Source organism: Tistrella bauzanensis, from assembly GCF_014636235.1.
Lineage (GTDB): Bacteria > Pseudomonadota > Alphaproteobacteria > Tistrellales > Tistrellaceae > Tistrella > Tistrella bauzanensis.
The window spans coordinates 81,453-107,231 of sequence record NZ_BMDZ01000008.1 but is presented as its reverse complement, the minus strand read 5'-3'; the positions used below and the strand labels follow the sequence as shown (position 1 = coordinate 107,231).

General features: G+C 68.2%; 23 protein-coding genes. 11 read left to right on the top strand and 12 right to left on the bottom strand.

Going from position 1 to position 25,779, the window contains the following annotated elements; all coding sequences use genetic code 11:
• Positions 1 to 17: 17 nt before the first annotated feature.
• On the bottom strand, positions 18 to 668 hold the full coding sequence (locus IEW15_RS05740; protein ID WP_188575830.1) for a hypothetical protein: 651 nt from the start codon (positions 666 to 668) through the stop codon (positions 18 to 20).
• A gap of 287 nt (positions 669 to 955) precedes the next feature.
• On the opposite strand from IEW15_RS05740, the gene gpmI reads away from it, so the two are divergent.
• From gpmI to modC, 8 genes are all read left to right on the top strand, one after another.
• Entirely contained in the window at positions 956 to 2,536 is a 1,581-nt protein-coding gene (gene gpmI / locus IEW15_RS05735) for a 2,3-bisphosphoglycerate-independent phosphoglycerate mutase (protein ID WP_188575828.1), read from the top strand.
• A 4-nt stretch (positions 2,537 to 2,540) separates the two neighbouring features.
• The gene (locus IEW15_RS05730) at positions 2,541 to 3,959 is read left to right on the top strand and encodes a murein hydrolase activator EnvC family protein (RefSeq protein WP_188575826.1); all 1,419 of its coding nucleotides are present in this window, start codon (positions 2,541 to 2,543) and stop codon (positions 3,957 to 3,959) included.
• Between the two features lie 170 nt (positions 3,960 to 4,129).
• A complete protein-coding gene (locus tag IEW15_RS05725; RefSeq protein WP_188575824.1) occupies positions 4,130 to 5,560 on the top strand; it encodes a S41 family peptidase in 1,431 nt (476 codons plus the stop codon).
• 24 nt (positions 5,561 to 5,584) lie between these two features.
• Positions 5,585 to 6,904, top strand: coding sequence for a divergent polysaccharide deacetylase family protein (locus IEW15_RS05720; protein WP_188575822.1), 1,320 nt, complete (start codon positions 5,585 to 5,587; stop codon positions 6,902 to 6,904).
• A gap of 9 nt (positions 6,905 to 6,913) precedes the next feature.
• On the top strand, positions 6,914 to 7,390 hold the full coding sequence (locus tag IEW15_RS05715; RefSeq protein WP_188575821.1) for an RNA pyrophosphohydrolase: 477 nt from the start codon (positions 6,914 to 6,916) through the stop codon (positions 7,388 to 7,390).
• 87 nt (positions 7,391 to 7,477) lie between these two features.
• Positions 7,478 to 8,284: a molybdate ABC transporter substrate-binding protein gene (gene modA / locus IEW15_RS05710; RefSeq protein ID WP_188575819.1), complete on the top strand. Its 807-nt coding sequence runs from the start codon at positions 7,478 to 7,480 to the stop codon at positions 8,282 to 8,284.
• A 55-nt stretch (positions 8,285 to 8,339) separates the two neighbouring features.
• Complete coding sequence (gene modB / locus IEW15_RS05705) at positions 8,340 to 9,092, top strand: molybdate ABC transporter permease subunit (RefSeq protein WP_268237139.1); 753 nt, start codon at positions 8,340 to 8,342, stop codon at positions 9,090 to 9,092.
• Positions 9,089 to 10,228, top strand: coding sequence for a molybdenum ABC transporter ATP-binding protein (gene modC, locus IEW15_RS05700; protein ID WP_188575817.1), 1,140 nt, complete (start codon positions 9,089 to 9,091; stop codon positions 10,226 to 10,228). The genes modB and modC overlap by 4 nt, the downstream gene beginning before the upstream one ends.
• Here modC and IEW15_RS05695 read toward each other — a convergent pair.
• The 8 genes from IEW15_RS05695 to IEW15_RS05660 all read right to left on the bottom strand — a co-directional run bounded on the left by IEW15_RS05695 (position 10,200) and on the right by IEW15_RS05660 (position 19,502).
• Positions 10,200 to 10,613 (bottom strand): winged helix-turn-helix domain-containing protein, encoded by a 414-nt coding sequence (locus tag IEW15_RS05695; RefSeq protein WP_229707853.1) that lies wholly within the window; start codon positions 10,611 to 10,613, stop codon positions 10,200 to 10,202. The two genes, modC and IEW15_RS05695, sit on opposite strands and share 29 nt — an antisense overlap.
• A gap of 23 nt (positions 10,614 to 10,636) precedes the next feature.
• Positions 10,637 to 11,452, bottom strand: a complete 816-nt coding sequence (locus tag IEW15_RS05690; RefSeq protein WP_188575814.1) for a ferritin-like domain-containing protein — start codon at positions 11,450 to 11,452, stop codon at positions 10,637 to 10,639.
• A gap of 331 nt (positions 11,453 to 11,783) precedes the next feature.
• Complete coding sequence (atpC, locus tag IEW15_RS05685) at positions 11,784 to 12,185, bottom strand: ATP synthase F1 subunit epsilon (RefSeq protein WP_188575812.1); 402 nt, start codon at positions 12,183 to 12,185, stop codon at positions 11,784 to 11,786.
• A 76-nt stretch (positions 12,186 to 12,261) separates the two neighbouring features.
• Positions 12,262 to 13,686: a F0F1 ATP synthase subunit beta gene (atpD, locus tag IEW15_RS05680; protein WP_188575810.1), complete on the bottom strand. Its 1,425-nt coding sequence runs from the start codon at positions 13,684 to 13,686 to the stop codon at positions 12,262 to 12,264.
• Between the two features lie 82 nt (positions 13,687 to 13,768).
• Positions 13,769 to 14,659: a F0F1 ATP synthase subunit gamma gene (locus IEW15_RS05675; RefSeq protein ID WP_188575808.1), complete on the bottom strand. Its 891-nt coding sequence runs from the start codon at positions 14,657 to 14,659 to the stop codon at positions 13,769 to 13,771.
• Positions 14,660 to 14,769: 110 nt separating this feature from the next.
• Positions 14,770 to 16,302 carry a F0F1 ATP synthase subunit alpha gene (gene atpA / locus IEW15_RS05670; protein ID WP_188575856.1) on the bottom strand — a complete coding sequence of 511 codons (1,533 nt, stop codon included), beginning with the start codon at positions 16,300 to 16,302 and terminating at the stop codon, positions 14,770 to 14,772.
• The gene (locus IEW15_RS05665; protein ID WP_188575806.1) at positions 16,302 to 16,862 is read right to left on the bottom strand and encodes a F0F1 ATP synthase subunit delta; all 561 of its coding nucleotides are present in this window, start codon (positions 16,860 to 16,862) and stop codon (positions 16,302 to 16,304) included. The genes atpA and IEW15_RS05665 overlap by 1 nt, the downstream gene beginning before the upstream one ends.
• A gap of 348 nt (positions 16,863 to 17,210) precedes the next feature.
• Positions 17,211 to 19,502, bottom strand: coding sequence for a primosomal protein N' (locus tag IEW15_RS05660; RefSeq protein WP_229707852.1), 2,292 nt, complete (start codon positions 19,500 to 19,502; stop codon positions 17,211 to 17,213).
• Positions 19,503 to 19,784: 282 nt separating this feature from the next.
• Here IEW15_RS05660 and fsa point away from each other — a divergent pair, with 282 nt between their 5' ends.
• The 3 genes from fsa (at position 19,785) to IEW15_RS05645 (ending at position 22,380) form a co-directional block, all read left to right on the top strand.
• Positions 19,785 to 20,441 (top strand): fructose-6-phosphate aldolase, encoded by a 657-nt coding sequence (fsa, locus tag IEW15_RS05655; RefSeq protein WP_188575804.1) that lies wholly within the window; start codon positions 19,785 to 19,787, stop codon positions 20,439 to 20,441.
• A gap of 146 nt (positions 20,442 to 20,587) precedes the next feature.
• The gene (locus IEW15_RS05650) at positions 20,588 to 21,298 is read left to right on the top strand and encodes a DUF484 family protein (protein ID WP_188575802.1); all 711 of its coding nucleotides are present in this window, start codon (positions 20,588 to 20,590) and stop codon (positions 21,296 to 21,298) included.
• Positions 21,265 to 22,380: a tyrosine recombinase XerC gene (locus tag IEW15_RS05645; protein WP_188575800.1), complete on the top strand. Its 1,116-nt coding sequence runs from the start codon at positions 21,265 to 21,267 to the stop codon at positions 22,378 to 22,380. Before IEW15_RS05650 ends, IEW15_RS05645 begins: the two co-directional genes overlap by 34 nt.
• A gap of 21 nt (positions 22,381 to 22,401) precedes the next feature.
• On the opposite strand, the gene IEW15_RS05640 is transcribed toward IEW15_RS05645, so the two are convergent.
• The 3 genes from IEW15_RS05640 to IEW15_RS05630 form a co-directional block, all read right to left on the bottom strand.
• Positions 22,402 to 23,730 carry a lipase family protein gene (locus IEW15_RS05640; RefSeq protein ID WP_188575798.1) on the bottom strand — a complete coding sequence of 443 codons (1,329 nt, stop codon included), beginning with the start codon at positions 23,728 to 23,730 and terminating at the stop codon, positions 22,402 to 22,404.
• A gap of 133 nt (positions 23,731 to 23,863) precedes the next feature.
• Complete coding sequence (locus tag IEW15_RS05635; RefSeq protein WP_188575796.1) at positions 23,864 to 24,589, bottom strand: Crp/Fnr family transcriptional regulator; 726 nt, start codon at positions 24,587 to 24,589, stop codon at positions 23,864 to 23,866.
• A 272-nt stretch (positions 24,590 to 24,861) separates the two neighbouring features.
• Entirely contained in the window at positions 24,862 to 25,728 is an 867-nt protein-coding gene (locus tag IEW15_RS05630; RefSeq protein WP_188575794.1) for an aldo/keto reductase family oxidoreductase, read from the bottom strand.
• Positions 25,729 to 25,779 lie beyond the last annotated feature (51 nt).

Genomic DNA, 25,779 nt, shown 5'->3' with positions numbered 1-25,779 from the left:
CACATCACCCGAGGGAATCAGCCCCGCAGCGCGGGGGCAAGCGGACATCGACAGGGTTGGAGCCCATTCTGCAACAGGCTCTTGGCAACGTTCCGAATGCGGAAGAACATCATGTCTTCGTATTTCGACAGGTCGGGCTTCACATAGAAGGGTTCCGTGTCTTCAGGTGGCGTCTGCTGGCCATGATCGGATTCCAGGTGGAGCCACCACCATTTGCGCTGCGGGTCCTGGGGAAGCCGGCATGCCGGATCGAGGGTTCCATAAACCACGAGATCCGAATTGCCATACACCCCCTCCTTCTTCGCACCAAAATACAGCGTCCCGTCATCATTGGTATTCTTGACCTTGAACACGGCGGAGAGGCTTCCGACCGCCATGCCCAGGGCCGAGCCGAGTGCCGCCCCCGTGCCTCCATCCTCCCACGAGTCGGCGTCGGTGCCGAATTCCGCAAGTTCTTCCCGATAATCCTCTGCCAGACGCTCAAAGATCGTCTGATTGATGGTGTCGCCACCGCCTTTCACCCGGGTTGAGAACCAGATCAGGCAGGCTTTCGCGGAGCGGGTGGTGTTCGGCGGCAGTTCAATCACCGGCCCGGCCAAGGCATAGAACGTCACCGAGAATGGGCAGGCGTTACGGACCTTGATTGTTCCCCAACTCATCGTCGTCATGTTCCTTGTCGTCATGGGATGATCTACATGTGATCTGATCCCGTTAAGGTACCTCACATGTAATTTTAATACGTATTATTTGGAAATATATCAATCTTTGATTGTGGACAAACCGGGCTTTGGGAATCCAAAGCCAACGGCGACACCCGGGCAGTTCCGCCCAGGAACGGCAGATTGCCGTCAGCAGCTATGCGCTCCGGATCCGAGCCCCTATATGCACAAGGGAAAACCTGATAGAAGCAGGACCGTTCAAGACCGCCTGCGCCGATCCCGAGGACACGAGCCCAATGACCACCGCCCACACGCAGCCGCCGCGCCCCGTCGTTCTGTGCATTCTGGACGGATGGGGATGGCGTGGACCTGCAGCGGACAACGCCATCACCCTGGCCGATACACCCAACTGGGACAGGTTGACCGCCGAGCAGCCGATGGCGTTCCTGAACACATCGGCCGAGGCCGTGGGCCTGCCGGCGGGCCAGATGGGCAATTCGGAAGTCGGGCATCTGAACATCGGTGCCGGCCGGGTGGTGATGCAGGAGCTGCCGAAGATCGACACGGCGCTCGCCGATGGCAGCCTGGCCGCGAACCCTGAGATGACCCGCTTCATCGATGGCTTGAAGGCTTCGGGCGGCACGGCGCATATCCTGGGCCTGATCTCGGATGGCGGCGTGCACAGCCATCAGGACCATATCGCCGGCATGGCGCGGATCATTGCCGGTGCCGGCGTGCCGGTGCGCATCCATGCGCTGCTCGACGGCCGCGACACCCCGCCGAAGAGCGCGCCCGGCTTCATCAGCCGGCTTCAGGACGCCGTGGCCGGCGGTGGTGACATCGCTATCGCCACCATTGGCGGCCGCTATTGGGGCATGGATCGCGACAAGCGCTGGAAACGGGTGGTGCGCGCCTATGACGTGATCGTCAAGGGCGAGGGCAACCGCTTCGCCACCGCCGCCGAGGCGATCGCCGCCGCCCATGCGGCCGACGTGACCGACGAGTTCGTCGATCCGGCGGCGATCGGCGGTTACGCCGGCGTCAGGGATGGCGACGGGCTGCTGATGGCGAATTTCCGCGCCGACCGCGCGCGCGAGATCCTGCATGCGCTGATCGATCCGGCCTTCGATGGTTTCGAGCGTGGCGCGCCGCCGCGTTTCGCGGCCGTGCTGGGCATGGTCGAATATTCATCGGTGCTGGCGCCGATGATCCCGGCGCTGTTCCCGCCCACAAAGCTCGCCAATATTCTGGGCGAGGTGGTCTCGAAGGCCGGCCGCCGGCAGCTGCGCATGGCCGAGACCGAGAAATACGCCCATGTCACCTTCTTCATGAATGGCGGCGAGGAGCAGATGTATCCGGGCGAGGAGCGCATCCTGGTGCCCAGCCCCAAGGTCGCCACCTACGACCTTCAGCCTGAGATGTCGGCGCCGGAGCTGACCGACAAGCTGGTGGCGGCGATCCGCTCGGGCGGCTTCGACCTGATCATCGTGAATTATGCCAATGGCGACATGGTCGGGCATAGCGGCATCCTGTCCGCCGCGATCAAGGCGGCGGAGGCGGTGGATGCCTGCCTGGGCCGGGTGGTCGAGGCGCTGGACGCGGTGGGCGGCTGCATGCTGATCACCGCCGATCACGGCAATGCCGAGCAGATGTTCGATCCCCTGACCAACGGCCCGCACACGGCCCATACCACCAATGTCGTCCCGCTGGTGCTGGCCGGCGGCGGCGCACCGGCCAATGTCGCACTCAGCGATGGCCGGCTCGCCGACCTGGCACCCACCGTGCTGACCCTGATGGGGCTGGAGCGGCCGGCCGAGATGACCGGCCAGGTTCTGATCAAGGCGGCGCCAGCCGCCCGCCGTGCCGCCGGCGCCTGAGCCGATGACCGGGTGCCGCCACCGCCGCCGCTCGGCCGCGGTGGCACTCGGCCTGTCTGTCCTGATCGGCGGTGGCACCGTGGGTCTGGCGGTGATGCCGCGCGCCCAGGCCGCCGACGATCCGCCCAGCGGCCGGGATCTGCAGGCAACCGAACGCGCCCGCGACGAGGCCCGCGCGCGCCGTGCCGAACTGGAACGCCGCGCCGCCGATGCCCGCGCCGAAGCCGAAGCGCTGGGTCTGCAGGCGCGGGAAGCCGCCGCCGCAGTGCAGCGCCAGGAAGCGGCTCTGGCCGAACAGCGCGATGCGCTCGCCCGCTTCGAATCCGAAATCTCGGCGCAGGAAACCGCCCTCGCCATGGAGCGCGAGCATCTGGGCCGGCTGACCGAGGCTCTGATCCGCCTGCGCCGCCAGCCGCCCGAGGCGATGATCGCCCGCGACGGCCCGGCCACGGCGCCGATCCATGCCGGCATCCTGATGGGCGCCACACTGCCGGTGATCGAGGCCGAGGCCATGGCGCTGCGCCAGGCGCTTGAGGAACTGGCAAAGGCCCGCGCCCAGGCCGAGCGTCAGCGCGGCCGGATCGACGCCACCCGCACCATGCTGGAAGGCGAGCGCCTGCGTCTGGCGCAATTGATCGAGGACCGCCAGACCCGCGCCAGCTCGCTCGACAGCGAGGCCACGCAGGAAGCTGCCCGCGCCCGCGATCTGGCCGAGCGTGCCAACGGTATCCGCGATCTGCTGGTCGCCCTGGAGGCCGACCGGGTGGCGCGGGCGCCGGTGGTGAAGCCCGCAACGCCCGAGGAACGCGCGGCGGTGGTGCCACGGGCCAAACCCAAACCGCCGCCGCCGCCACCTCCCCCTCCACCGCCCCCGGCGCCGGTGCCGGTGCAGGTGGCGCGCACGGCCCCGCCTCCACCACCACCCCCGGCGCCATCCGCCCCCGATACCGGGCCGCCACCGCGCGATCCGCTGATGCCGCGGGTCGCCGGCGCGCCGGTGGAGCGGCAGGTGGCGGCGCTGCCGCCGCCGGCCCCGGGGGCCGGCATGGTGCGGCGTCTGCCGGTTTCGGGCCGGATCATCGCCCGGTTCGGCGAACCGCGCGAGGGTGTGGAACGCTCCGGCATCACCTATGAAACCCCCGCCGGCGCCACTGTTCTCACCCCCTTTGCCGGACGCGTGGCCTTTGCCGGTCCGTTCCGGCATTATGGGCTGCTCTTGATCGTGGAACACGGCGACGGATATCATACCCTTCTCGCCGGCTTCGGCCGGCTGGACGCCCGTGTCGGCGATCGCGTCACCGCCGGCGATCCGGTTGGCGCCATGGCCGACGGGGGGGGAACAGCCTATCTCTATCTAGAGGTTCGCCGCGGCGGAGATCCGGTCGATCCGGCCCCGCTGCTTGCACGCGCCAATGGAGGCTGACCGCCATGGCGGCTGAGACACACACGCGGCGACCACAGCACACAGCCGGGCGGGGCAACGCCGGGCAACATATGGCCGGGCAGCACATGGCCATACAGAACAGGGCCGCGAAGGGCACCGCCGGACAGCCGGCAGGCGGCAGACGGTCGACAGGAAAGGTCGAGACGAAGATGCGACGCGGATTCGTCACGGGGCTGGTCAGCCTCGTGGTCCTCTCCCTGCCCCTGGTGGGCAGCGCCGCCAACCGGGACAGCTATAACCAGCTCAACCTGTTCGGTGAGGTGTTCGAACGCATCCGCCGCGACTATGTCGAGCCGGTCGACGATGCGAAGCTGATTGAAGCCGCCATCAACGGCATGCTTCAATCACTGGATCCGCATTCCAGCTATCTCGATGGCAAGGCATATCGTGACATGCAGGTCCAGACCCGCGGTGAATTCGGCGGGTTGGGGATCGAGGTCACCATGGACACTCAGCTGGGGCTGGTGCGGGTGATCTCGCCGATCGACGGCAGCCCGGCCGACAAGGCCGGCGTGCAGCCGAACGACCTGATCGTGGCAATCGATGGCGAGCAGGTTCAGGGCCTGACGCTGGCCGATGCGGTGGAACGCATGCGCGGCCCCGCCGGCAGCACCATCGTGGTCACCTTGCGGCGCGAGGGCGTGGCCAAGGAGTTCGACGTCACCATCACCCGCGCGGTGATCCCGGTCGACGCGGTCAGGGTGGAGCCCAAAGGCTCGATCGGTTATGTCCGTCTGCGCAGCTTCAACGAGCGCACCGACGAACAGCTGGAAGACGGGATCGAGAAGCTCCGGCGCGAGATCGGCGGCCCGATGACCGGGCTGGTGCTTGATCTGCGCAACAATCCGGGCGGTCTGCTCGATCAGGCGGTCGCCGTCTCGGACTCGTTCCTCGAACGCGGCGAGATCGTCTCCACCCGCGGCCGCGACCAGAATGCCGTGCAGCGTTTCCAGGCGCGCGGCGGCGACGTCGTCGACGGCATGCCGATGGTGGTGCTGATCAATGGCGGCTCTGCCTCGGCGTCGGAAATCGTCGCCGGCGCCTTGCAGGATCACGGCCGCGCCGTGGTGCTCGGCACCAAATCCTTCGGCAAGGGCTCGGTGCAGACGCTGATCCCGCTGCCGGGGCATGGCGCCATGCGGCTGACCACCTCGCGCTATTACACGCCGTCGGGACGCTCCATCCAGGCCAAGGGCATCGAGCCCGACATCCTGGTGGAACAGGCGGTCATCTCTCCCTCCGGTGCGGTGGTGAAGCCGCGCAGCGAGGCCGATCTGCGCGGTCATCTGGAAAACGACCAGGACGCTGGTGCCAGTCCGGCCGATGCGGTGCCGGCCGAGGCGAAGCCCGACGGGCCGGTCGGCGCGGCGCCGGAGGCGGGCCAACCGGGCGCGGATCAGCCGGGCGCAGGACAGCCGGGGACCGATCCGGCGCCGGATGGCGGCATTCCGCCGGCGGCGATCGGCACGGCGCCGACGCCGGGCAGCCAGGAAGACTATCAGTTGCAGCGGGCGCTGGAACTGCTACGTGGCGTGGCACTGTTCAGCCGACCGGGCAGTTCTCTTGCCCTGAACCGCTGACGGCCGGGGGCGGGACAGGCGATCATGGCGGCATTGCGCATCCGCAGGACCGATGACCCGCCCCGCGGGGCGGCTCCGGCCGTGTCGGGATCGCGGACGATCTGGACGATCACCGGCCTTCTGGCGCTGGCAGGGCTGGCGGCGGCGGCGCTGATCGCGCTTGCAGCGTCGCTGGGCGACGCCCCAGACACGGCCGCTGACGATATGGCGCAGGCCCAGGTGGTGATGCCGATGCCGGTGTTCCAGGACGCCGAGCGCCGCACCGCCACCATCACTGAAAGCGCCGACGAGGCCCGTGCGCGTGCGGCGCTGGAAGAAGCCCGCGCGGCGGCGCAGGCGGCTCCGCCGGCCCCGGCCGCGCCGCCACCACCGACCGGCCCGGACACGCCGGTGGTGATGTCGGCAAACCCCGCCCCCGGTCTCAGCCAGGAAAGCGACCAGGGGCCGTTGCCAGTGGTGGCCAGCGACGGCCGTGCGCCATGGCAGGTCTATGCCCGCCCCTTCGACCGCAGCGACGCCCGGCCCCGGCTGGCACTGGTGGTGGGCGGGCTGGGCTTCTCGGAGGCAACCACCCAGGCCGCGATCGACCTGCCCGGTGCCGTCACCCTCGCCTTCTCGCCCTATGCGCCGGAACTGAGGCGCTGGATCGAGCGGGCGCGGATGGCGGGCCACGAGGTGATGCTGGAACTGCCGATGGAGCCCGATGGCTATCCGCGCAACGATGCCGGCCCCGCCGCGCTTCTGACCACGCTGGAGCCCGACCGCAACCGCGAACGGCTGCACTGGACGCTCAGCCGGGCCACCGGCTATGTCGGCGTCAAGCCATTGATGGGCGAACGTTTCCTGCGTTCGCCCCAGCATCTGCGGCCGGTTCTGGATGAAATGCAGGAACGCGGCATCATGATCGTCGCGCAGGAGAACGAGGCGACCGATATCGGCGTGGCGCTGGCTCGCGAGATCGGTGTGCCGCGGGCGCTGGCACGGTTCACGGTGGATGCCGTGGCGACCCCGCAGGCGATCGACCAGCGGCTGAACGCGCTGGAGGCGCTGGCGCGGCGCGACGGCAAGGCGCTGGCGGTGGCGGAAGCCTGGCCGGTGACGCTGGAGCGCATCGCCAACTGGATCGCCACGGTCGAAGCCCGCGGCTTCGCCTTCGCACCGGCAACAGCCCTTGCCGATGCACCGGGCCTGGCGCCCGATGGCGGCGCCGTGCCGCCTCCTCCCGGCCAGACGGCACCCGCCCAGACGGCCCCCACCCAGACACCGGCTTCCCAGACACCGGCCGGCCCACCGCCTGCGTCCGACGGCACCGCCGCCGGCCACAGCCCCGGCACCCAACACTGAGCGAGATCCATGGCCGCGAACCCCGCCGATCTGCCCTATCGCCCCTGTGTGGGCGTGATGCTGCTCAACCCGGCCCGCGAGGTCTTCGTGGGCCAGCGGATCGACACCACCGCCGAGGCCTGGCAGATGCCCCAGGGCGGCATCGATCCGGGCGAGACGCCCGAGGTGACGGCCATGCGCGAGATGGCCGAGGAGATCGGCACCAACAATGCCCGCATCCTGGCCGAAACCCCTGACTGGCTGACCTATGACCTGCCGGACGCGTTGATTGGCAAGGTCTGGGGCGGGCGCTATCGCGGCCAGCGCCAGAAATGGTTCGCGATGGAGTTTCTGGGCGGGGACGACGAGATCAACCTTCAGACCGCTCATCCGGAATTCAATCGCTGGCGCTGGCTGCCGGCCCGCGACCTGCCCTCGATGATCGTGCCGTTCAAGCGTGACCTCTATCGTCAGGTGCTGACCGCCTTCAGTCACCTGCTGCCCTGATCGCGGCCACGACCGGGCGATACCGCGGTTGACGGCGGGGTGGTTTGCGTTCACCGTTATATCTACATGGATATAACGAGGGTGCCCATGAAAGCGCTGTTCGCCGGCCTTGTCGTTCTGCTGCTGCACCTTCAACCCTCGGCCGCCGCCGACCGGCCATTGCTGGTCTTCGCCGCCGCCAGTCTCGCCGAGGTGATGGCGGACGCGAGTGACGGCTTCACCAGGGCGGGGGGCACCGCGCCCAAGGTGTCGCTGGCCGGCTCCGGCACCCTGGCCCGCCAGATCATTGCCGGTGCCCCCGCAACGCTGTTCATCTCGGCCCATCCGAAATGGGTGGCCGAGGTGGAAAAAGCCGGGCTGGTTGCGGAAACCCGGCCCTATGCCGCCAATCGTATCGTTCTGGTGGTGCCGGCCGGATCCGCCGCCACCACCTCTGGCGCCACCACCTCTGTTGATGGTGATGACGGCGATGCGGCGATCATCGCCATGATCGACCGGCTGCTGGGCGCCGATGGCCGGCTGGCGATCGGCGATCCGGCAAGCGTGCCGGCCGGCCAGTATGCCCGTGACGCGCTGACCAGCCTTGGCATCTGGCAAAGGGTTGAACCGCGCACCGCCCCCGTCGAGAATGTCCGCGTGGCACTGGCGCTGGTCGCGCGGGGCGAGGCCCCGGCCGGCATCGTCTATGCCTCGGACGCCGCGGCCGAGCCGGGGGTCGCCGTGCTGGCGGTGCTGCCTGAACGGCTGCATGCGCCGGTCCGCTATCCGGCGGCGTTGATCACAGCCGGCGGCGCCGACGTCTCCGCCGATGCCACGGCGTTTCTCGACTATCTGACCGGGCCTGAGGGCGCTAAGATCCTGCGTCGCCACGGGCTTGAGCCAATCGACCGCTGATCCCCATGCCCGCGGCCGCCCACGACGCCATACCCAGCCGAGGACCGCGCCACTGTTGACTGATTTGAGCTGGCTGGGCCTGGGCTGGCTGGGTGCCGCGGAGCGCGATGCCATCGGCCTCAGCCTTCAGGTTGCCGCAACCGCGCTGGCGGGATTGCTGCCGCTGGCGATTGTCGCCGGCTGGGTGCTGGCGCGCTGGCGGTCGCGGGCACGGATCGTGCTGGATGTGATCGTGCATCTGCCGCTGGTGATGCCGCCGGTGGTGACCGGCTATCTGCTGTTGCTGGCCTTCGGGCGCAAAGGTGCTATCGGCAGCCTGCTCGACCAGCTCTTCGGGCTGGTCTTCGCCTTTCGCTGGACGGGAGCCGCGCTGGCGGCGGCGGTGATGGCGCTGCCGCTGGTGGTGCGGCCGATCCGGCTGGCCTTCGAAGCCGCCGATCCACGGCTCAACCAGGCGGCCGCAGGCCTGGGCGTGGCTCCCTTGCGCGCCTTCCTGACCATCACCCTGCCGCTGGCCCTGCCCGGCATCCTGGCCGGCACCATTCTGGGCTTCGCCAAATGCCTGGGTGAGTTCGGCGCCACCGTAACCTTCGTCTCCAACATTCCAGGCGAGACCCGGACCCTGTCGCTGGCCGTACAAACGCTGCTGTCGGCGCCGGGGGGCGATGGTCCGGCCCTGCGGCTGGCGATGGTCGGGGTCGTGATCGCGATCGGGGCGCTGGTGCTGGCCGAGACCGTCACCCAGTCGATGCGTCGCCGGCTGGGGCTGAGTGCCGTGCCCCCCTCCAGACCACGGCGGCTGGCATGACGATCGACATCCGACTGCATCATCAGGTGTCCGACGAGTTTGCCCTGGATGTGTCGCTGACCTTACCGTCACGCGGGGTTACCGCTGTCTTCGGCCGATCCGGCGCCGGCAAATCCACTCTTCTCGCCATCCTGTCCGGGTTGATCACCCCGGATATCGGCTACATCGCCATCAATGGCGAGCCGGTGGTCGACAGTGATCAGCGTCTGTGTGTCGCCGCCCATCGCCGCCGGATCGCGGTGGTGTTCCAGGACGCGCGGCTGTTTCCCCACCTCACCGTGCACGGCAATCTGGATTATCCCCGCCGCCACGGCCCCGCCCGTCCGGAACCCGGCCGGTTCGACGCGGTGGTCGATCTGCTGGGGCTGGAGCCCTTGCTGGCGCGGCGGCCACGGACCTTGTCGGGCGGAGAGGCCCAGCGTGTCGCGCTGGGGCGTGCGCTGCTGGCCAGCCCGCGGCTGCTGTTGCTGGACGAACCGCTGGCGGCGCTCGACGGTGCGCGCAAGGACGAGATCCTGCCCTTCCTCGACCGTCTGACCCGCGAAGGCGGGGTGCCGATCCTCTATGTCAGCCACGCGCTCGACGAGGTGATGCGGCTGGCGGGCCATCTGGTGCTGATGGACCATGGCCATGCCCTGGCCAGCGGCCCGATCGCCCGGGTGGCCAGCCATCCGATGCTGGCGGCGATTGCCGGCGAGGCTGCACGTGGTGGCATGCTGCATCTGGTGGTCGCGGGCCCACCTGACAGCGACGGACTGCTGCCGTTACGCCCCCAGACCATGCATGGTGGTGAAGATCCGACGCTGCACCTGGCAGCCGGTGGCGCGCCGCCGGCCCCTGGCACGGCCGTGCGGCTCAGAATCGCCGCGCGTGACGTGGCCCTGGCGCTGGATGCGGCGGCACTCGACCGGGCCGGGGTCAGCATCCGCAACCGCCTGCCCTGTCTGGTGCGGTCGGTGGTCACGGAAGCCGACGGTCTGGTGGCGGTGACACTGGATCTGGCGGGAGCGGAGGACGGGCGCCGTGATGATGTGCTGCTGGCGCGGATCACGCCGGCCGCGGCCCGCGATCTGGGGCTTCAGCCCGGGCTGCCGGTGCTGGCCCTGATCAAGAGTCTCGCTCTGGGGCCGGTATAACCGCTGTGTCCGGAGCCTCGACGGCCGGTCCCGCCAGATCGGCGATCATGGCCGCCGCATCGGCCGCAGCGGCGGACGCAGCCGCCAGCGCGGCATCATAGGCGGCCAGCACCTTCAGGCCCGCCTCCGTCAGCACGGCACCGCCGCCGCCGCTGCCGCCGGTCTGGCGGGTGACCAGCCTTTCGGCAAAGTCGCCGTTCATCGCCTCGATCAGCCGCCAGGCGCGGGCATAGGACATGCCCATCTCCCGGCCGGCCGCGGCAATCGAGCCTTCCGCCGCCACATGGCGCAGCAATGCCGCCTTGCCCGGCCCGAACCGCCGGCCGCCGGACAGGTCGATGCGCAGCGACAGTGTCGGCCGGGTGGCGGGGGGTTGGGCTGGCACGAGCGGCGGCCTGGCCATCAGGATCAGGCGGCCCGGCGTTCCAGCCAGCCGACCTTGCGGCGCATCAGCCACCACGACGCATCGCTCAACAGCCGCGCCACCCGGCTCTGCGGGTCGATGCCGGCGGCCTTGCAGGTCATCATCACCGCGCGCTCCACATGCGGGCGCTTGTACATGCCATAGGCGCGCTTGCTGTAGGCGGCGATGCAGCCATTGCGGTCGTATGGCTCGGGCAGCTGGTTGGCACAGTGAAAGGCATAGGCCAGCTCGTCATCCTCGGTCTCGCGGATGCGGCTGAGCGCAATCATCAGCCGCCGGGTCGGGCCCAGTTGCTCACGCTCCAGATACCGGTTCAGATGGTTGAGGAACAGCTTGTAGTGCCGCAATTCGTCGGCGCGGATACGCATCGCGATCGACTTCAGCACCGGTTCCTCGGTTGCCGCCGCCATCGCGCCATAGAAGGACGAGGTGCCGACCTCGACGATACAGCGTGCCACCAACTCGCCCGAGCGCGACCCGCGCACCGACTGTTTGGCATCCAGCGGCAGGGTCACCTCCCGGGTGAAGCGGGCGAAGGCGGTGTCGAAATCGAAGGATGGATCGGCATGTTCCGCCCAGCGCCGCAGGGCGCGGCCGTGCTGCACCTCTTCCTCCGCCCAGTCCTTCGCCGCCTCGCAGAACGCGGGGTCGTCGGCGAAGACGCTGCACAGATAGGCGGCGTAATCATAGCCGTTATGCTCGACCAGAGCCGCTGCCTTCACGGCCTTCAGAATTTCGGGATCGACCTTCGACGGATCGAAGTGGTCCCAGGCGATATCCTCGATCGTCCAGTGTTTCATTGGGGATACCCGCGTCAGTCCGGTTGACGGTGGGCCGGGAAAAGCGGCCTTCGGCCCTTCCCGGTCGGTCGCATGCGGAGCGCTGCCGGCGCGTTCTTAACAATTGGTGAACATGGGCCGGCGTTCAAGGCCACATCATCTAATCCCATTCTCGGTGATGCGGCGGTTGTTGCGGGTGACAAAAAAAGAGCGACCAACCCCTGCGGGCGGCCGCTCCTTGATCACATGCCGCCTCGGGAACCGATGCGGCATGTGGCAGTTCTTGTCTGGTTCGGGGCGGCACTGCCCGGCCTCCCCACGATCGGGGACCGGCGCGCTGCCCCGGATCCGATCAGGCAACCGCCTGAATCAGAGCCTCGGCTTCCAGAACCTTGCGCTCGGCTGTCGCGCGCTCGGCGTCGTCACGGGCCAGCGAGAAATCCTCGCGGGCCGATTTGGCGCGGGCCTCGGCGTCGGCGCGGCTGACATCCTTGAGGTTGAGGGCATCCTCGGCGAGCACGATGCAGCTCACCTCGGTGACCTCGACCATGCCACCGGCGACGAACAGACGATCGGCGACCGTCTGACCCTCATAGACCTCGATCACCCCCGGGCTCATGGTGGCGATCAGGGGTGCGTGGCCGGGCAGGACACCGAAATGTCCTTCCGACCCCGGGACGACGACCATGTCGACGTCCCGGGCCAGAAGCAGACGCTCCGGCGAAACCAGCTCGAACCTGACCTTGTCCGACATCGGTCAGCGCCCTTCTTTCTCGTGGATGGCAGGCCTTGTGGATCGCAGGCCGCAAGATGTGGTGAAATCCACGGCCTCAGGCCGCGGCCTTCGCCATCTCACGGGCCTTCTCGATCGCTTCGTCGATCGAGCCAACCATGTAGAACGCCGCCTCGGGCATATCGTCGTGCTTGCCCTCGATGATTTCCTTGAAGCCGCGGATCGTCTCTTCGAGCGACACGAGCTTGCCGGGGAAACCGGTGAAGACTTCGGCGACGTGGAAGGGCTGCGAGAGGAAACGCTGCATCTTGCGCGCGCGCGCAACCACCAGCTTGTCCTCTTCCGACAGCTCGTCCATGCCCAGAATGGCGATGATGTCCTGCAGCGACTTATAGGTCTGCAGAACGCGCTGCACCTCACGGGCGATGCGGTAGTGCTCGTCACCGACGATGCGCGGGTCGAGCATGCGCGAGGTCGAGTCGAGCGGATCCACCGCCGGATAGATGCCAAGCTCGGCGATCTGGCGCGACAGCACGGTGGTCGCGTCCAGATGGGCGAACGAGGCCGCCGGCGCCGGGTCGGTCAGGTCGTCGGCCGGCACGTAAATTGCCTGCACCGAGGTGATCGAGCCCTTGCGGGTCGAGGTGATCCGCTCCTGCAGACGACCCATTTCGGTCGCCAGCGTCGGCTGATAACCCACGGCCGACGGAATACGGCCCAGCAGCGCCGACACTTCCGAACCCGCCTGGGTGAAACGGAAGATGTTGTCGACGAAGAACAGCACGTCCTGGCCTTCCTCATCGCGGAAGTATTCCGCGAGGGTGAGACCGGTCAGCGCCACGCGGGCACGGGCTCCCGGGGGCTCGTTCATCTGACCATAGACCAGGGCGACCTTCGAGGCCCCCAGATCGTCCGGCTTGATGACCCCTGAGTCGATCATCTCGTGATAGAGGTCGTTACCCTCGCGGGTGCGCTCGCCGACACCGGCGAACACCGACACACCACCATGCGCCTTGGCGACGTTGTTGATCAGCTCCATGATCAACACCGTCTTGCCGACGCCGGCACCGCCGAACAGACCGATCTTGCCGCCCTTGGCATACGGCGCCAGCAGGTCGATGACCTTGATGCCGGTGATCAGGATCTCGGCCTCGGTCGACTGCTCGGCGAAGCTCGGGGCCTCGGCGTGGATAGGCGCGGTGTGGGTGGCGTCGACCGGGCCCTTCTCGTCGATCGGCTCGCCGATGACGTTCAGGATGCGGCCGAGCGTCGCGGGGCCCACCGGCACGCTGATCGCGGCGCCGGTGTCGACCACGTCCTGGCCGCGGATCAGGCCTTCCGTGCCGTCCATGGCGATGGTGCGGACCTGGTTTTCACCCAGATGCTGCGCCACTTCCAGAACCAGCTTGTTGCCGTTGTTGTCGGTGGTAAGCGCGTTCTGGATCGCCGGCAGGTCGCCGTCGAACTGCACGTCGACAACGGCACCGATGACCTGGGTAATCTTGCCGACCTTGTTCTTCATGCTGTCGCTCCCGTCGGAACTCTCTAAAACCTGCGGGCGGGCCACCGGGCAGTCTGGCAAGACCGCGCCCCCGGGACCGTCGTTACAGCGCCTCGGCGCCGGAAATGATTTCGATCAGCTCGCGCGTGATGACCGCCTGACGCGTGCGGTTGTATTCCAGCGTCAGCTTGCCGATCATGTCGCCGGCGTTGCGGGTGGCGTTATCCATCGCCGTCATCCGCGCGCCCTGCTCGCTGGCCGCGTTCTCAAGCAGACCCTTGAAGATCTGGATCGAGATGTTGCGCGGCAGAAGGTCGGCGAGGATCGCCTCCTCCTCAGGCTCGTAGTCATAGACGGCACCGCCGCCCGTGACCTCGCCCTGATCGTTCGCCGCGTCGGGCGCCGCGAACGGCACCAGCTGCTGCAAGGTCACGATCTGGGTGATCGCCGACTTGAACTGGCTGTAGACCATGGTGGCGACGTCGAATTCGCCGGCCTCGTACATCGCGATCACCCGGTCGCCCACCTGCTGGGCTTCCGAGAACGCCAGACGCTTGCGGCCCAGGCCCTCGATGGTCTCGACGATCAGATGGCCGTATTCGCGGCGCAACTGGTCGCGGCCCTTGCGGCCCACGCACAGCACCTTCACCGTCTTGCCCTGGGCGACCAGAACCTGGATCTGGCGCTTGGCGGCGCGCACGATGCTGGTGTTGAAACCACCGCACAACCCGCGATCGGCGGTGGCGACGATCAGCAGATGAACGTCATCGCGACCGGTGCCCGCCAGCAGCTTCGGCGTCGTGTCGATCACGATCACGCGTGACGCGAGCGAGCGCAGCACCCGGTCCATGCGCTCGGCATAGGGACGCGAGGCCTCGACCTGCTCGGTCGCACGACGCAGCTTCGACGCCGCGACCATCTGCATGGCCTTGGTGATCTTCTGCGTCGCCTTGACGCTGGCGATGCGGACTTTGAGATTTTTCAGGTTAGGCATTCGGCTGACCCTTGATCGACCCGATCGGCTTGTGCGTGCCGGACGACGCCGCCCGCATCATCCGGAGTGTATCCGGCGATACGGGCGGCGCCCCTGAGGCATCCGCCGGATCAGGCGGCGAAGGTCTTGGCGACACGCCCGACGACAGTGACGAGCTTCGCTTCCGTCTCGTCCGAGAGCTTGCCCTCGGTCGCGATGGCATCGAGGATCGCCTTGTTCTCGCCGCGCAGATCGCCCAGCAGCGCCGCCTCGAACTTGCCGATCGAATTGACCGGGATCGCATCGAGATAGCCGCGCACGCCGGCGAAGATCACGCAGACCTGCTCTTCCATCTTCAGCGGCGAGAACTGGGGCTGCTTCAGCAGCTCGGTCAGACGCGCGCCGCGGGCCAGAAGCTTCTGGGTCGAGGCGTCGAGGTCGGAACCGAACTGAGCGAAGGCCTCCATCTCGCGGAACTGCGCGAGGTCGAGCTTGATGCGGCCCGCAACCTGCTTCATCGCCTTGGTCTGAGCGGCAGAACCCACGCGGGACACCGACAGACCGACATTGATGGCAGGACGGATGCCGCGATAGAACAGGCCCGTCTCAAGGAAGATCTGACCGTCGGTGATCGAAATCACGTTGGTCGGAATATAGGCCGACACGTCGCCCGCCTGGGTCTCGATCACCGGCAGGGCGGTCAGCGAGCCCGAGCCGCGCTCCTTGCTCATCTTCGCGGCGCGCTCAAGCAGGCGGCTGTGAAGATAGAACACGTCGCCCGGATAGGCTTCACGTCCCGGAGGACGACGGAGCAGCAGCGACATCTGGCGATAGGCCACGGCCTGCTTCGACAGATCGTCATAGATGATCAGCGCATGCATGCCGTTGTCGCGGAAGTACTCGCCGATCGCGCAACCCGAATAGGGCGCCAGGAACTGCAGCGGAGCGGGCTCCGACGCGGTCGCGGCCACGACGACGGTGTATTCCATCGCGCCGTTGTCTTCGAGCGTCTTCACGATCTGCGCCACAGTCGACCGCTTCTGGCCGATCGCGACATAGATGCAGAACAGCTTCTTCGAGTCATCCGAACCGGCGTGAGCCGCCTTCTGGTTCAGGATGGTGTCGATGGCGACGGCGGTCTTGCCGGTCTGGCGGTCACCGATGATCAGCTCGCGCTGACCACGGCCGACCGGCACCAGGGCGTCGATCGCCTTCAGGCCGGTCTGCATCGGCTCCGACACCGACTGGCGCGGGATGATGCCCGGGGCCTTGCTTTCGACCAGCGAGCGCTCGGTCGAGGCGATCGGACCCTTGCCGTCAAGCGGATTGCCCAGCGCGTCGATGACGCGGCCCAGCAGGCCACGGCCCACCGGCACGTCCACGATCGACTTGGTGCGCTTGACCAGCGAGCCTTCGCTGATGGCACGGTCTTCGCCGAAAATCACGATACCGACATTGTCGGCTTCGAGGTTCAGCGCCATACCCTTGGTGCCATCGGCGAATTCGACCATCTCGCCAGCCTGGACCTGGTCGAGGCCGTAGACGCGCGCGATACCGTCACCGACGGACAGCACCCGCCCGACCTCGGCAACCTCGGCCTCGGTGCCGAAGCTGGCGATCTGCTCCTTGATGATCGCCGAAATTTCAGCGGCGCGGATGTCCATCATCCAACCCCTTTCATGGCGAGTTTCAGACTGTGCAGCTTGGTGCGGATCGATCCGTCGATCATGCGTGAGCCGACACGCACGACCAGCCCGCCAATGAGTGACGGATCCACGGTCGTGCGGATCGCAACCGCACCGCCCACCGCCTGCTTGAGCGCGGTTTCGAGCGCGCCTTTCTGCTCGTCGGTCAGGGCATGAGCCGAGCTGACCTCGGCGATCACTTCACCGCGCGCCCGGGCGACCAGCGCCTCGAAGGCACGGATCATGGCCGCGAGGGAGAACAGCCGCCGCTGGCTCGCCACATAACCGACAAAATTCCGGGTGAGTTCGCTTACGCCGAGTGTATCGGCGATCGCCGTCACCGCCTTGACCTGGTCGTCTCGCGACACGATCGGGCTGCGCACCAGGCGAGAGAACTCCGCGCTCTCGTCCAGCAGCTGCCTGAATCGGGCGAGATCGCCGGTCACCGCATCGAGCGCTTCACGCTCCTGCGCCAAATCGAACAAGGCGGTCGCATAACGCCCCGCCAGTCCGGTCGCATCCGCTTGCGCACCTGCCACTGGGACCGTCCTGAAGCCTGTCGTGGGAAAAAAACCGACGAGGCCCTGCGGTCACGCAAAGAACACGTCAGCAGGACCAAGGCCATGGCGGACGTCCTCTGTTGAGAGCCGTCACGCCAAGGGCAGGCGATACCTAGCACAAGCACCGGGGAGGCGCAACCCGCGTCGCGACAGCGAAAATCGCCGTTCTGTCGCCGTTGTGCCCGACGGCCGCATCCGCACATCGCCCCCGCCTCGGGCCGCACGCGGCGACGGCACCGCGATGATCGATGTTCTGTCGTGCATCAGGGCCGATGTCCGGTCACCGAAAGCCTGACCACCTGCCGGTCATCGAACGTTGCGGCCGCCTCACAGAAAGCTCTGCGGGTCCACATCGATCTGCACGCGGATGGCGCCCCTGACCGGCACCAGTTCCCGCGCCCGCGCCATCGCCAGCGGCAGATCCGCCGCCCGATCAGCCATCGCCAGCAGCCGCAGCCGGTGGCGGCCGCGCAGCAGGCCGATCGGGGCCGGCGCCGGGCCCAGCAGCCGGGCGCCGGGGGGCAGCGTCCGGCGGAGCGCGCGGGCGAACAGATCGGCGGTGGCGCGGGCATCGCCGACATCTGGTGCCGAGACGATCACCGCCGCCCAGCGGCCATAGGGGGGGGCACCGGCCTGGCGCCGCGCATCGGCCTCCGCCTCAAGAAAGCCATCCCGGTCGCCGGCGATCAGCGCCCGGATCACCGGATGGCCGGGGTCATAAGTCTGAAGCAGCACCCGCCCGGGCCGCTCGGCGCGCCCGGCGCGGCCGGCCACCTGGGCCAGGAGCTGATAGGTCCGCTCCGCCGCACGCAGATCGCCGCCCGCCAGCCCCAGATCGGCATCCACCACCCCCACCACGGTCAGCTTCGGGAAATGATAGCCCTTGGCCATCATCTGGGTGCCGATCAGCACGTCCACCGCGCCTGCCTCCATCCGCCCGATCAGCTCCGCCGCCGCCTCGGGCCCGGCAATGGTGTCGCTGGTCATCACGGCCACCCGCAGATCTGGCAGCAGGCCCGCCACCTCTTCGGCCAGCCGCTCGACACCGGGGCCGCAGGGCGCGAACTTGTCCTCGGCGCCGCAATCCGGGCAGGCATCGGGCAGTTTCTCGTCATGGCCGCAATGATGGCAGATCAGGCGCGGCCCGCCCGCCCGCAGGCGGTGTTCCACCAGCCAGGCATCGCAGGACGGGCAGCGCATGCGATGGCCGCAGGCCCGGCACAGGGTCAGCGGCGCATAACCCCGCCGATTGATGAACAGCATCGCCTGTTCGCCGCGCGCCGCCGCATCGACGATCGCCTGTTTCAGAGGCTCCGAGACGAAGCGCACCGCCGGCAGCCGCTGACCGCGCATGTCGATCGCCTCCACCGCCGGCATCACCGCCGCGCCATGGCGCGCCGCCAGACGGCGGCGGTGATAGCGGCCGCGTTCGACATTGGCCAGGGTTTCCAGCGCCGGCGTCGCCGAGGCCAGCACCACCGGCACCGCCTCCAGCGCACCGCGCATCACCGCCATGTCGCGGGCATGATAGATCACGCCCTCCTCCTGCTTGAAGGCGGCATCGTGCTCTTCGTCGACCACGATCAGCCCCAGATCGGCAAAGGGCAGGAACAGCGCCGAGCGCGCGCCCACCACCACCGGCACCCGGCCTTCCGCCACCGCCCGCCAGGCGCGGCGGCGATGGGCATGGCCCAGTTCCGAATGCCAGCTCAAGGGTGCCGCACCGAAGCGGGCGCGAAAGCGTTCAAGCCATTGGGTGGTCAGGGCGATTTCGGGCACCAGCACCAATGCCTGCCGGCCGCGGCGCAGGGCGGCCGCGATCGCCTCGAAATAGACCTCGGTCTTGCCCGAGCCGGTCACGCCGTCCAGCACCTCGACCGAGAAACCCTGCGCCACCGCATCCACCAGGGCCGCCGCCGCCGCAGTCTGGTCGGGGCCGAGCGCCGGGCCGGGACGCTCCGGGTCGGGCGCCGGCGCCTCATCGCCCCCCCGGCCGCCGGGCCGCTCGACCACGGCCAGAACCCCGGCCTCGATCAGCCCGCGGACCACACCATCCGAGACATCGGCGGCACGCGCGACATCGGCCACTGATGGCGGCGTATCGCCGGCCGCGGCCCCGGCCGATATCACCTCCAGCACCGCCCGGCGCTGGGCGGTCAGCCGGCCCTGTGGCGCCGCCCCGGTCAGCACCAGCCCGGCCTCGGGCCGGGGCGGATCCAGCGCCTCGTCGATCGGCAGCACCATGCGCAGCACGCCGGCCGGCGGCGACACGGTATAGCTGGCCACGGCATCCACCAGCCGCCGCAGCGGCCCCGACACCGGCGGGCAATCGCGCCGCCCGGTCACCGGCTTCAGCCGTGTGGCGGCCAGATCGCCTTCTCCCGGCCCCCAGACCACGCCGGTGATCTGGCGCGGCCCCAGCGGCACCCGCACCACGGCGCCCGGGGTCAGATCCAGCCCCGGCGGCACCAGATAGTCCAGCCGGTCCAGTCGCCCGCCCGCACGCCCCGGCTGGCCGCCCATGGCCTGCAACGGCAGCACCGCCACCCGGTCACCGGCCCTGAAGAGCCGCGCATCGGCGTCGCATGCGGGCTTGGCGCTTGTATCCTGGGTGGTCATCGCATAAGCAACCGTCGGAAATGAGCAGGCAACCGGGCCGGCCGGTTTGCGCGGATGCCATCATGCAACTGGCGACCGCGCAAGGGTTTCGTTAAACTCCGCGTCACACCGGCAGCCGGCGGTCCCTGACCCCGGCGGCGACCGGGCCGGGCGCCATCAGCGCCCTCTCCCCGGCCCATGTCGCCGCCTGAGCGCCCGCAATATCCGCCCTGCATGGCGGACAGCCGCCGATCACAGCCCCGGCGGCCAGCCGCCGATCACAAGTCTCCCGAGGCCCGCATCATGAAGTTCTTCGTCGATACCGCCGACATCGCCGAAATCCGTGAGCTTGCCGCGACCGGTCTGGTCGACGGCGTCACCACCAATCCGTCGCTGATCGCCAAGAGCGGCCGCAAATTCGTCGAGGTGATCGAAGAGATCTGCGCCGTCGTCGCAGGCCCGGTCTCGGCCGAGGTGACAGCGCTCGATCACGAGAAGATGCTGGCCGAAGGCCGGTATCTGGCGCGCATCGCCCCTAATGTCACCATCAAGGTGCCGCTGACCGTCGATGGGTTGAAGACCTGCAAGGCACTGTCCGACGAAGGCACGCCGGTCAATGTCACGCTGTGCTTCTCGCCCGCACAGGCGATCCTGGCCGCCAAGGCCGGTGCCCGCTTCATCTCGCCCTTCGTCGGCCGGTTCGACGACATCGGCGCGCGCGGCATGGATCTGATCGAGCAGATCGTCGAGATCTACGACAATTACCCCACCTTCCAGACCGAGGTTCTGGTGGCGTCGGTGCGCCATCCGCTGCATGTGGTCGAGGCCGGCCGCATGGGCGCCGATGTCGTCACCGTGCCGCCGAGCGTGCTGCGCCAGATGTATCAGCACCCGCTGACCGACAAGGGTCTGGCCGCGTTCATGGCCGATTGGGAGAAGACCGGCCAGACCGTGCTCTGACCCGCACCCGATGCGAACCCGCCCCGCACCGGCTCCCTGATGGCGCGGCCCCCTGATGGCGCCGTCCCTCTGATGGCGCCGTCCCTCTGATGGCGACAGGGGCCGGTGCGGAGACCGAGCCTTCCAAGGATGACCGACACCCCGCGATGACCAGCAGCTCCGATACCGCCGCACCCGCCACCGGACGTCCGATCGAAGACGCCGACGTGCTGGCACACCTCGCCCGCAACCCGGATTTCTTCCAGCGCCATCCGGCCGCACTCGAAGGGCTGACCCTGCCGGGCCGCCGCCATGGCGACGCCGTTGTCGACATGCAACGGTTCCAGATCGAGCGGCTGTCACGCACGGTCGACGACATACGCAGCACCCAGAAGCGGTTGATCGGTACGGTTCAGGCCAATGCCGACATCGAAACCCGGGTCCGGGCCTCGGTGATTGCCCTGGTCGGCGCCGGCAGCCTTGGCCGGTTGAACGATCTGCTGGTTCAGGCCCTGCCGCAGGCTCTGGGCATCGAGCGGGCGTTTCTTGCCACCGAGGCCGAGCCGGCCGGCCTGCCGGCGGGCATGCTGGCCCTGCCGCGCGGCAGCGTCGATCGTCTGGTCGGCGCCGGCCGCGACCTTCGCCTGCGCGGTCGCATCGCCGATGACGACCGCCCGCCGCTGTGGACCGGTGCCGAGACCGTGCGCTCAGATGCGATCGTGCGCCTGAAGCCGCGTGCCGGCATGGCGCCGATGCTGCTGGTGCTGGGCGACAGCCGCGAAGCGACCTGGCATGACGGCCAGGCCAGCGATCTGCTGGATTTCCTGGCGGCGGTGATCGCCCAATGTCTGGCCCGGCTGTGGCCCGCCGCCGGCTGACCGGCGCCGCGACCGATGCCGTGGCCGGCGCCGACGGCGCGGCGCCATCGGCCCTGACCCTGCCCGCCGACATCGCCGCCGCCGTGGCCGACTGGGATCGGTGGCTGGTGGCCGAACGGCGCGCCGCGGCGAACACTATCGATGCCTATCACCGCGACCTCAAAGGCTTCCTGGCCTTCATCCAGGACTGGAGCGGCGGACTGGACAATCTGCCGGCACTGGCCGCGATCGAGATTTCAGGATTCCGCGCCTGGATGGCCAGCCGGCGTTCAGCCGGGCTGAAGCCTGCCTCCACCGCCCGCGCGCTGGCGGTGGTGCGCGGTTTCTATCGCCGGATCGATCGGGTGCATGGTCTGCCAGCGCCGGGGCTGGCCGGCATCGGCAGCCCGAAACATGCCCGCCCGGCACCGCGGCCGATGACGCCGGACGAGGCCGGCCGGGTGACGGCGCTGGCCGCCGAGATGGCGGCCGAGGGAGGGCCCGCCTGGATCGCTGCCCGCGAACGCGCGCTGTTCGCCCTGTTATGGGGGGCGGGGCTGCGCATCGGCGAGGCGTTGGGCCTGGATGGCCGCGACTGGCCGGGCCTGCGCGACCGCCAGCCGGCACTGACCGTGCGCGGCAAGGGTGGCAAGCAACGCCGCGTGCCGTTGATCGCGGCGGTGACCGAAGCGGTGGAGGCCTATCGCGCCATCTGTCCGCATCCTCAGACGCCGGATCGGCCGATCTTCACCGGCCTGCGCGGCGGCCGGCTGGACCGGGCGGTGGCCGAACGCCACATGGCCGCGGCCCGCCGAGCGCTGGGGCTGGACGACAGCGCCACGCCCCATGCCCTGCGCCACAGCTTCGCCACCCATCTGCTGGATGGCGGCGCCGATCTGCGGGTTATCCAGGATCTGCTGGGCCATGAAAGCCTGGCAACCACCCAGCGCTATACCGCCGTCGCCACCGAACGGATGATCGCCGCCTATACCGCCGCCCATCCCCGCGCCCGGATGCGCGGGGATGGCCCCGACCCGCAATCAGACGACGACCCGCAATCAGACGGGGGCCCGCAATCAGACGGCGGATCGGCGCAGACATGACAGCCGGGCCACAGCCCGGCTTCAATCGCCGTGCAGCAGTGCCAGAACCGTATCGATATCCGGATCATGCGGCTTCCAGTCCGCCGGCACGCCCGGCAGAAGCTGCGGCGCGCTGACCCCCAGCTCATTCGAATACTGGTCGATATGGGTGGCCAGGATCAGCCGGCCGATCTGGCCCAGCACCGTGGCCTTGCCCGGCTGCGGCGGGTTCTGGGCGGTCACCGGATTGGCGTCGGTGAAGGCCGGCCACGGGTTCCAGACCGGATCGGTCTTCAGCGTATAGCCCTGGGCATCGGTGGTCTCGGTATAGGTGAACAGACCCCAGTTGCTTGAAAAATCGGCGGCGCCGAAGGTCTGATGCGGGATGTTGGCATAGGTGATGTCCTTGATCCGCCGCTCCATGTAATGCACCAGACTGGAGACGGTATAGCCGACACTGATCGTGCCCGATCCCAGCATGCCGAAGATGCTGGGATAGTTGCCGGCGGCATCCTTGTCGCCGATCACGCTGGGCAGCATGTTCCAGGCCCGTGGCACCACGTCGTGCAGATTGACGTAGTCGGTGGCATCGGGATAGCCGGCGGTGAACAGATCCAGCCAGGCCTGATTGCCGGGCGTGGCGCCGGCCGAGGGCAACAGGTTGATCGCCCCCCAGCCGCTGCTGGTCGGATCGGGATAGAGATAGAAGGCAAGCGTCGGCGACAGGGCGCCTGCCAGGCTGTGGCCGGTGAACCACAGCGTCGACCCGCCATCGGCCTTCGAGGCCAGGAAGGATTTCAGGCTGCCTTGAACCGGATCGGTCATGCCCAGCAGGGCGCTGATGCCGGTGGCGGTGCCGGCCGAGATCTGCGGGGTGGTGGCCGGCAACACGTCGTGACGCTTGACCGTGAACGGGATCTGGGGCGGCCATGTCGCGGTATCATGGGCGTAGACGTCGAAATCCTCGTCGATCCAGTCCATCAGATTGGCGGCATTGGTGGCGGCGATCGCCACAACATAGGTCGCGAGCGAGGGGCTCCAGGCGACATACATCGAATTGGTCGCATAGAGCGACAGCAGCTTCGCGCCGGCCTTCAGGGGCGCCACCCACACGCAGGGCCCCCACACCACCTGCCAGTCGCCACCCGCCAGTTCGGCATTGGTTTTCGCGAAGAACCCGGTCCAGGCCGGCCCCTGATAGGCGGCGAAGGCACCGGTGGACGACAGATCCTGCAAGGTGCCGCCATTCAGCCCGGCGGCCATGTAGTCGACAAGTTCGGTATCGTAACCGGAGGTCGTGGCCTTGATGCCGGCGACAGCGTTTGACGCGAGGCTCAGCATGAACACGGTCTGGTTGATGTCATAGGCCATCTTTGACGCATCCCTCGTAACCGTCCCGCTTCGCGGGGACATGTGGCAACAAGGTTATGCTAGCACGTCGAATATAGACGGTAAGTTGCAGTTCAGATCAATTTTTGGCCTATGTGAGGCAGTATCAGCCATATCACCGGGCGAGCAGCGCTTCCGGCCGGTCACCGGCCGCAACCCGCAGCAGGCGCATGCGATCGGGCACCACCAGCATGCGGCCGCGACGTTCCACCACGCCGTCATCCTGAAGCTGCGACAGCACCCGGGCAACGGTTTCGCGTGCGGTGCCGACCCGAGCGGCGATGTCGCGCTGCGCCGGCAGCCGGTCGACCACCCAGCTTCCGGGAATGGCGGCACCGCCATCCACCGGCCGTGCCAGACGCAGAATCTCCACCGCCACCCGTTCCACCGCCCGCAGGGTGCTGAGATCCATGATCCGTTCGTCGCAGGCACGGATGATCCGGGTCAGGCGCAGCATCACCTTGCGCGCCACCGTCGGCTGTTCGGTCACCAGCCGGTCGAACAGCTGCGGCGACAGGGCCGCCAGCCGACAATCGGTCGCCGCCACCACCCGGGCCGATCGCGGCAGGCCGTCGATCGCCGACAGCTCGCCGAAATAGCCTCCGGCCTCGATCCGCGCGAACGAGACCTCGCGGCCGGTCAGGGCATAGTTGATGATGTCCACCACCCCGTCGAGCACCAGGAAAACATCACGATTGCTGGTGCCGTCATCGGCGTCCAGCACCACGGTGCCCGCAGCATGACGCGCGGTGCGCACCTGCGCTGCCACCGCGGCAAGGCCGGTACGCGGCAGATCCGACAGCAGATCGATGCGGGCAAGCTCAGCAGCCAGCGTACTCATCGGCAACAGGCTCCTCGCGAACGGTCCGACGGGGCGGAACAGGTCATGGACAACAAGGCGTGCCGCCGCAGCCAGACCGGCCCGCTAAAAAGCCGGACACATCCACATCACCACAGCCAGGGACGGCGAATACGCCGACACGTTAAACATGGTGACAGGCCCCTGTCCACCTGCCGCATGCGGCAACGCAGAAACATGCGCCGCAGCGCGTCATTCCGGCCCGCAACTGCGAGACAGAGCCGGTTTCGCGTCTCAGCCACCGCCCTCGGCGTCTATCCGGCCACCCGATCGAGCGCCGCACGCATATCGTCCGACAGATCCAACGCGGCGGCAGCCAGATTTTCACGCAGATGCGCCACCGACGCGGTGCCGGGAATCAGCAGGACGTTGGCCGACCGGCGGAGCAGCCAGGCCAGCGCCACCTGCATCGGCGTGGCACCGAGCTGGCCGGCCACATCCGACAGCACCGATGACTGCAGCGGCGAGAATCCGCCCAGCGGAAAGAACGGCACATAGGCGATACCGTCGCCGGCAAGCTGATCGATCAGGGCATCGTCGCCGCGATGGGCGATGTTGTACATGTTCTGCACGCAGACGATGGTCGCGATCTCGCGCGCTTCGGCCACCTGCGTGGCCGTGACGTTGCTCAGACCGATATCCCGCACCAGCCCCTGGCGCTGCAGCCCGGCCAGAACCGCCAGTGGTTCCTCGATCGAGCCCTCGGCCGGCCCATGCGCGTCGAGCATGATCCGCAGATTGACCACATCCAGCACATCCAGCCCCAGATTGCGGAGATTGTCGTGCACCGCCCGGGTCAGCGCTTCCGCCGAGACATCCGGCTGCCACGAGGCGTCGTCGCCGCGTCGGGCCCCGATCTTGGTCACGATGGTCAGATCGCGGGGATACGGGTGCAGTGCCTCGCGGATGATCTGATTGGTGACATGGGGGCCATAGAAATCGCTGGTGTCGATATGATCGACCCCCGCTTCGATGGCCTCGCGCAGCACCGCCAGTGCCGCCGCCCGGTCTCTGGGAGGGCCGAAGACGCCCGGGCCCGCCAATTGCATGGCGCCATAGCCGATCCGCTTCACGCGGCGGTCGCCAAGAAGGAATGTGCCGGCATCGTCAAGGCTGGTCATAGAGATCCACTTTCATTGCCACGTCTTGCCTTCCAGGTCGCCGCCGAGTAT

Bases quoted from the DNA above. Each gene is read 5' to 3' on its own strand.
- IEW15_RS05730 (WP_188575826.1), top strand. From the start codon at position 2,541: ATGACCGGGTGCCGCCACCGCCGCCGCTCGGCCGCGGTGGCACTCGGC.
- IEW15_RS05645 (WP_188575800.1), top strand. From the start codon at position 21,265: ATGTCTGGCCCGGCTGTGGCCCGCCGCCGGCTGACCGGCGCCGCGACC.
- gpmI (WP_188575828.1), top strand. From the start codon at position 956: ATGACCACCGCCCACACGCAGCCGCCGCGCCCCGTCGTTCTGTGCATT.
- IEW15_RS05640 (WP_188575798.1), bottom strand. From the start codon at position 23,730: ATGGCCTATGACATCAACCAGACCGTGTTCATGCTGAGCCTCGCGTCA.
- IEW15_RS05690 (WP_188575814.1), bottom strand. From the start codon at position 11,452: ATGAAACACTGGACGATCGAGGATATCGCCTGGGACCACTTCGATCCG.
- IEW15_RS05675 (WP_188575808.1), bottom strand. From the start codon at position 14,659: ATGCCTAACCTGAAAAATCTCAAAGTCCGCATCGCCAGCGTCAAGGCG.
- IEW15_RS05660 (WP_229707852.1), bottom strand. From the start codon at position 19,502: ATGACCACCCAGGATACAAGCGCCAAGCCCGCATGCGACGCCGATGCG.
- atpD (WP_188575810.1), bottom strand. From the start codon at position 13,686: ATGAAGAACAAGGTCGGCAAGATTACCCAGGTCATCGGTGCCGTTGTC.
- IEW15_RS05635 (WP_188575796.1), bottom strand. From the start codon at position 24,589: ATGAGTACGCTGGCTGCTGAGCTTGCCCGCATCGATCTGCTGTCGGAT.
- IEW15_RS05630 (WP_188575794.1), bottom strand. From the start codon at position 25,728: ATGACCAGCCTTGACGATGCCGGCACATTCCTTCTTGGCGACCGCCGC.
- modA (WP_188575819.1), top strand. From the start codon at position 7,478: ATGAAAGCGCTGTTCGCCGGCCTTGTCGTTCTGCTGCTGCACCTTCAA.
- IEW15_RS05650 (WP_188575802.1), top strand. From the start codon at position 20,588: ATGACCAGCAGCTCCGATACCGCCGCACCCGCCACCGGACGTCCGATC.
- atpA (WP_188575856.1), bottom strand. From the start codon at position 16,302: ATGGACATCCGCGCCGCTGAAATTTCGGCGATCATCAAGGAGCAGATC.
- modC (WP_188575817.1), top strand. From the start codon at position 9,089: ATGACGATCGACATCCGACTGCATCATCAGGTGTCCGACGAGTTTGCC.
- atpC (WP_188575812.1), bottom strand. From the start codon at position 12,185: ATGTCGGACAAGGTCAGGTTCGAGCTGGTTTCGCCGGAGCGTCTGCTT.
- IEW15_RS05715 (WP_188575821.1), top strand. From the start codon at position 6,914: ATGGCCGCGAACCCCGCCGATCTGCCCTATCGCCCCTGTGTGGGCGTG.
- fsa (WP_188575804.1), top strand. From the start codon at position 19,785: ATGAAGTTCTTCGTCGATACCGCCGACATCGCCGAAATCCGTGAGCTT.
- IEW15_RS05740 (WP_188575830.1), bottom strand. From the start codon at position 668: ATGACGACGATGAGTTGGGGAACAATCAAGGTCCGTAACGCCTGCCCA.
- IEW15_RS05720 (WP_188575822.1), top strand. From the start codon at position 5,585: ATGGCGGCATTGCGCATCCGCAGGACCGATGACCCGCCCCGCGGGGCG.
- IEW15_RS05725 (WP_188575824.1), top strand. From the start codon at position 4,130: ATGCGACGCGGATTCGTCACGGGGCTGGTCAGCCTCGTGGTCCTCTCC.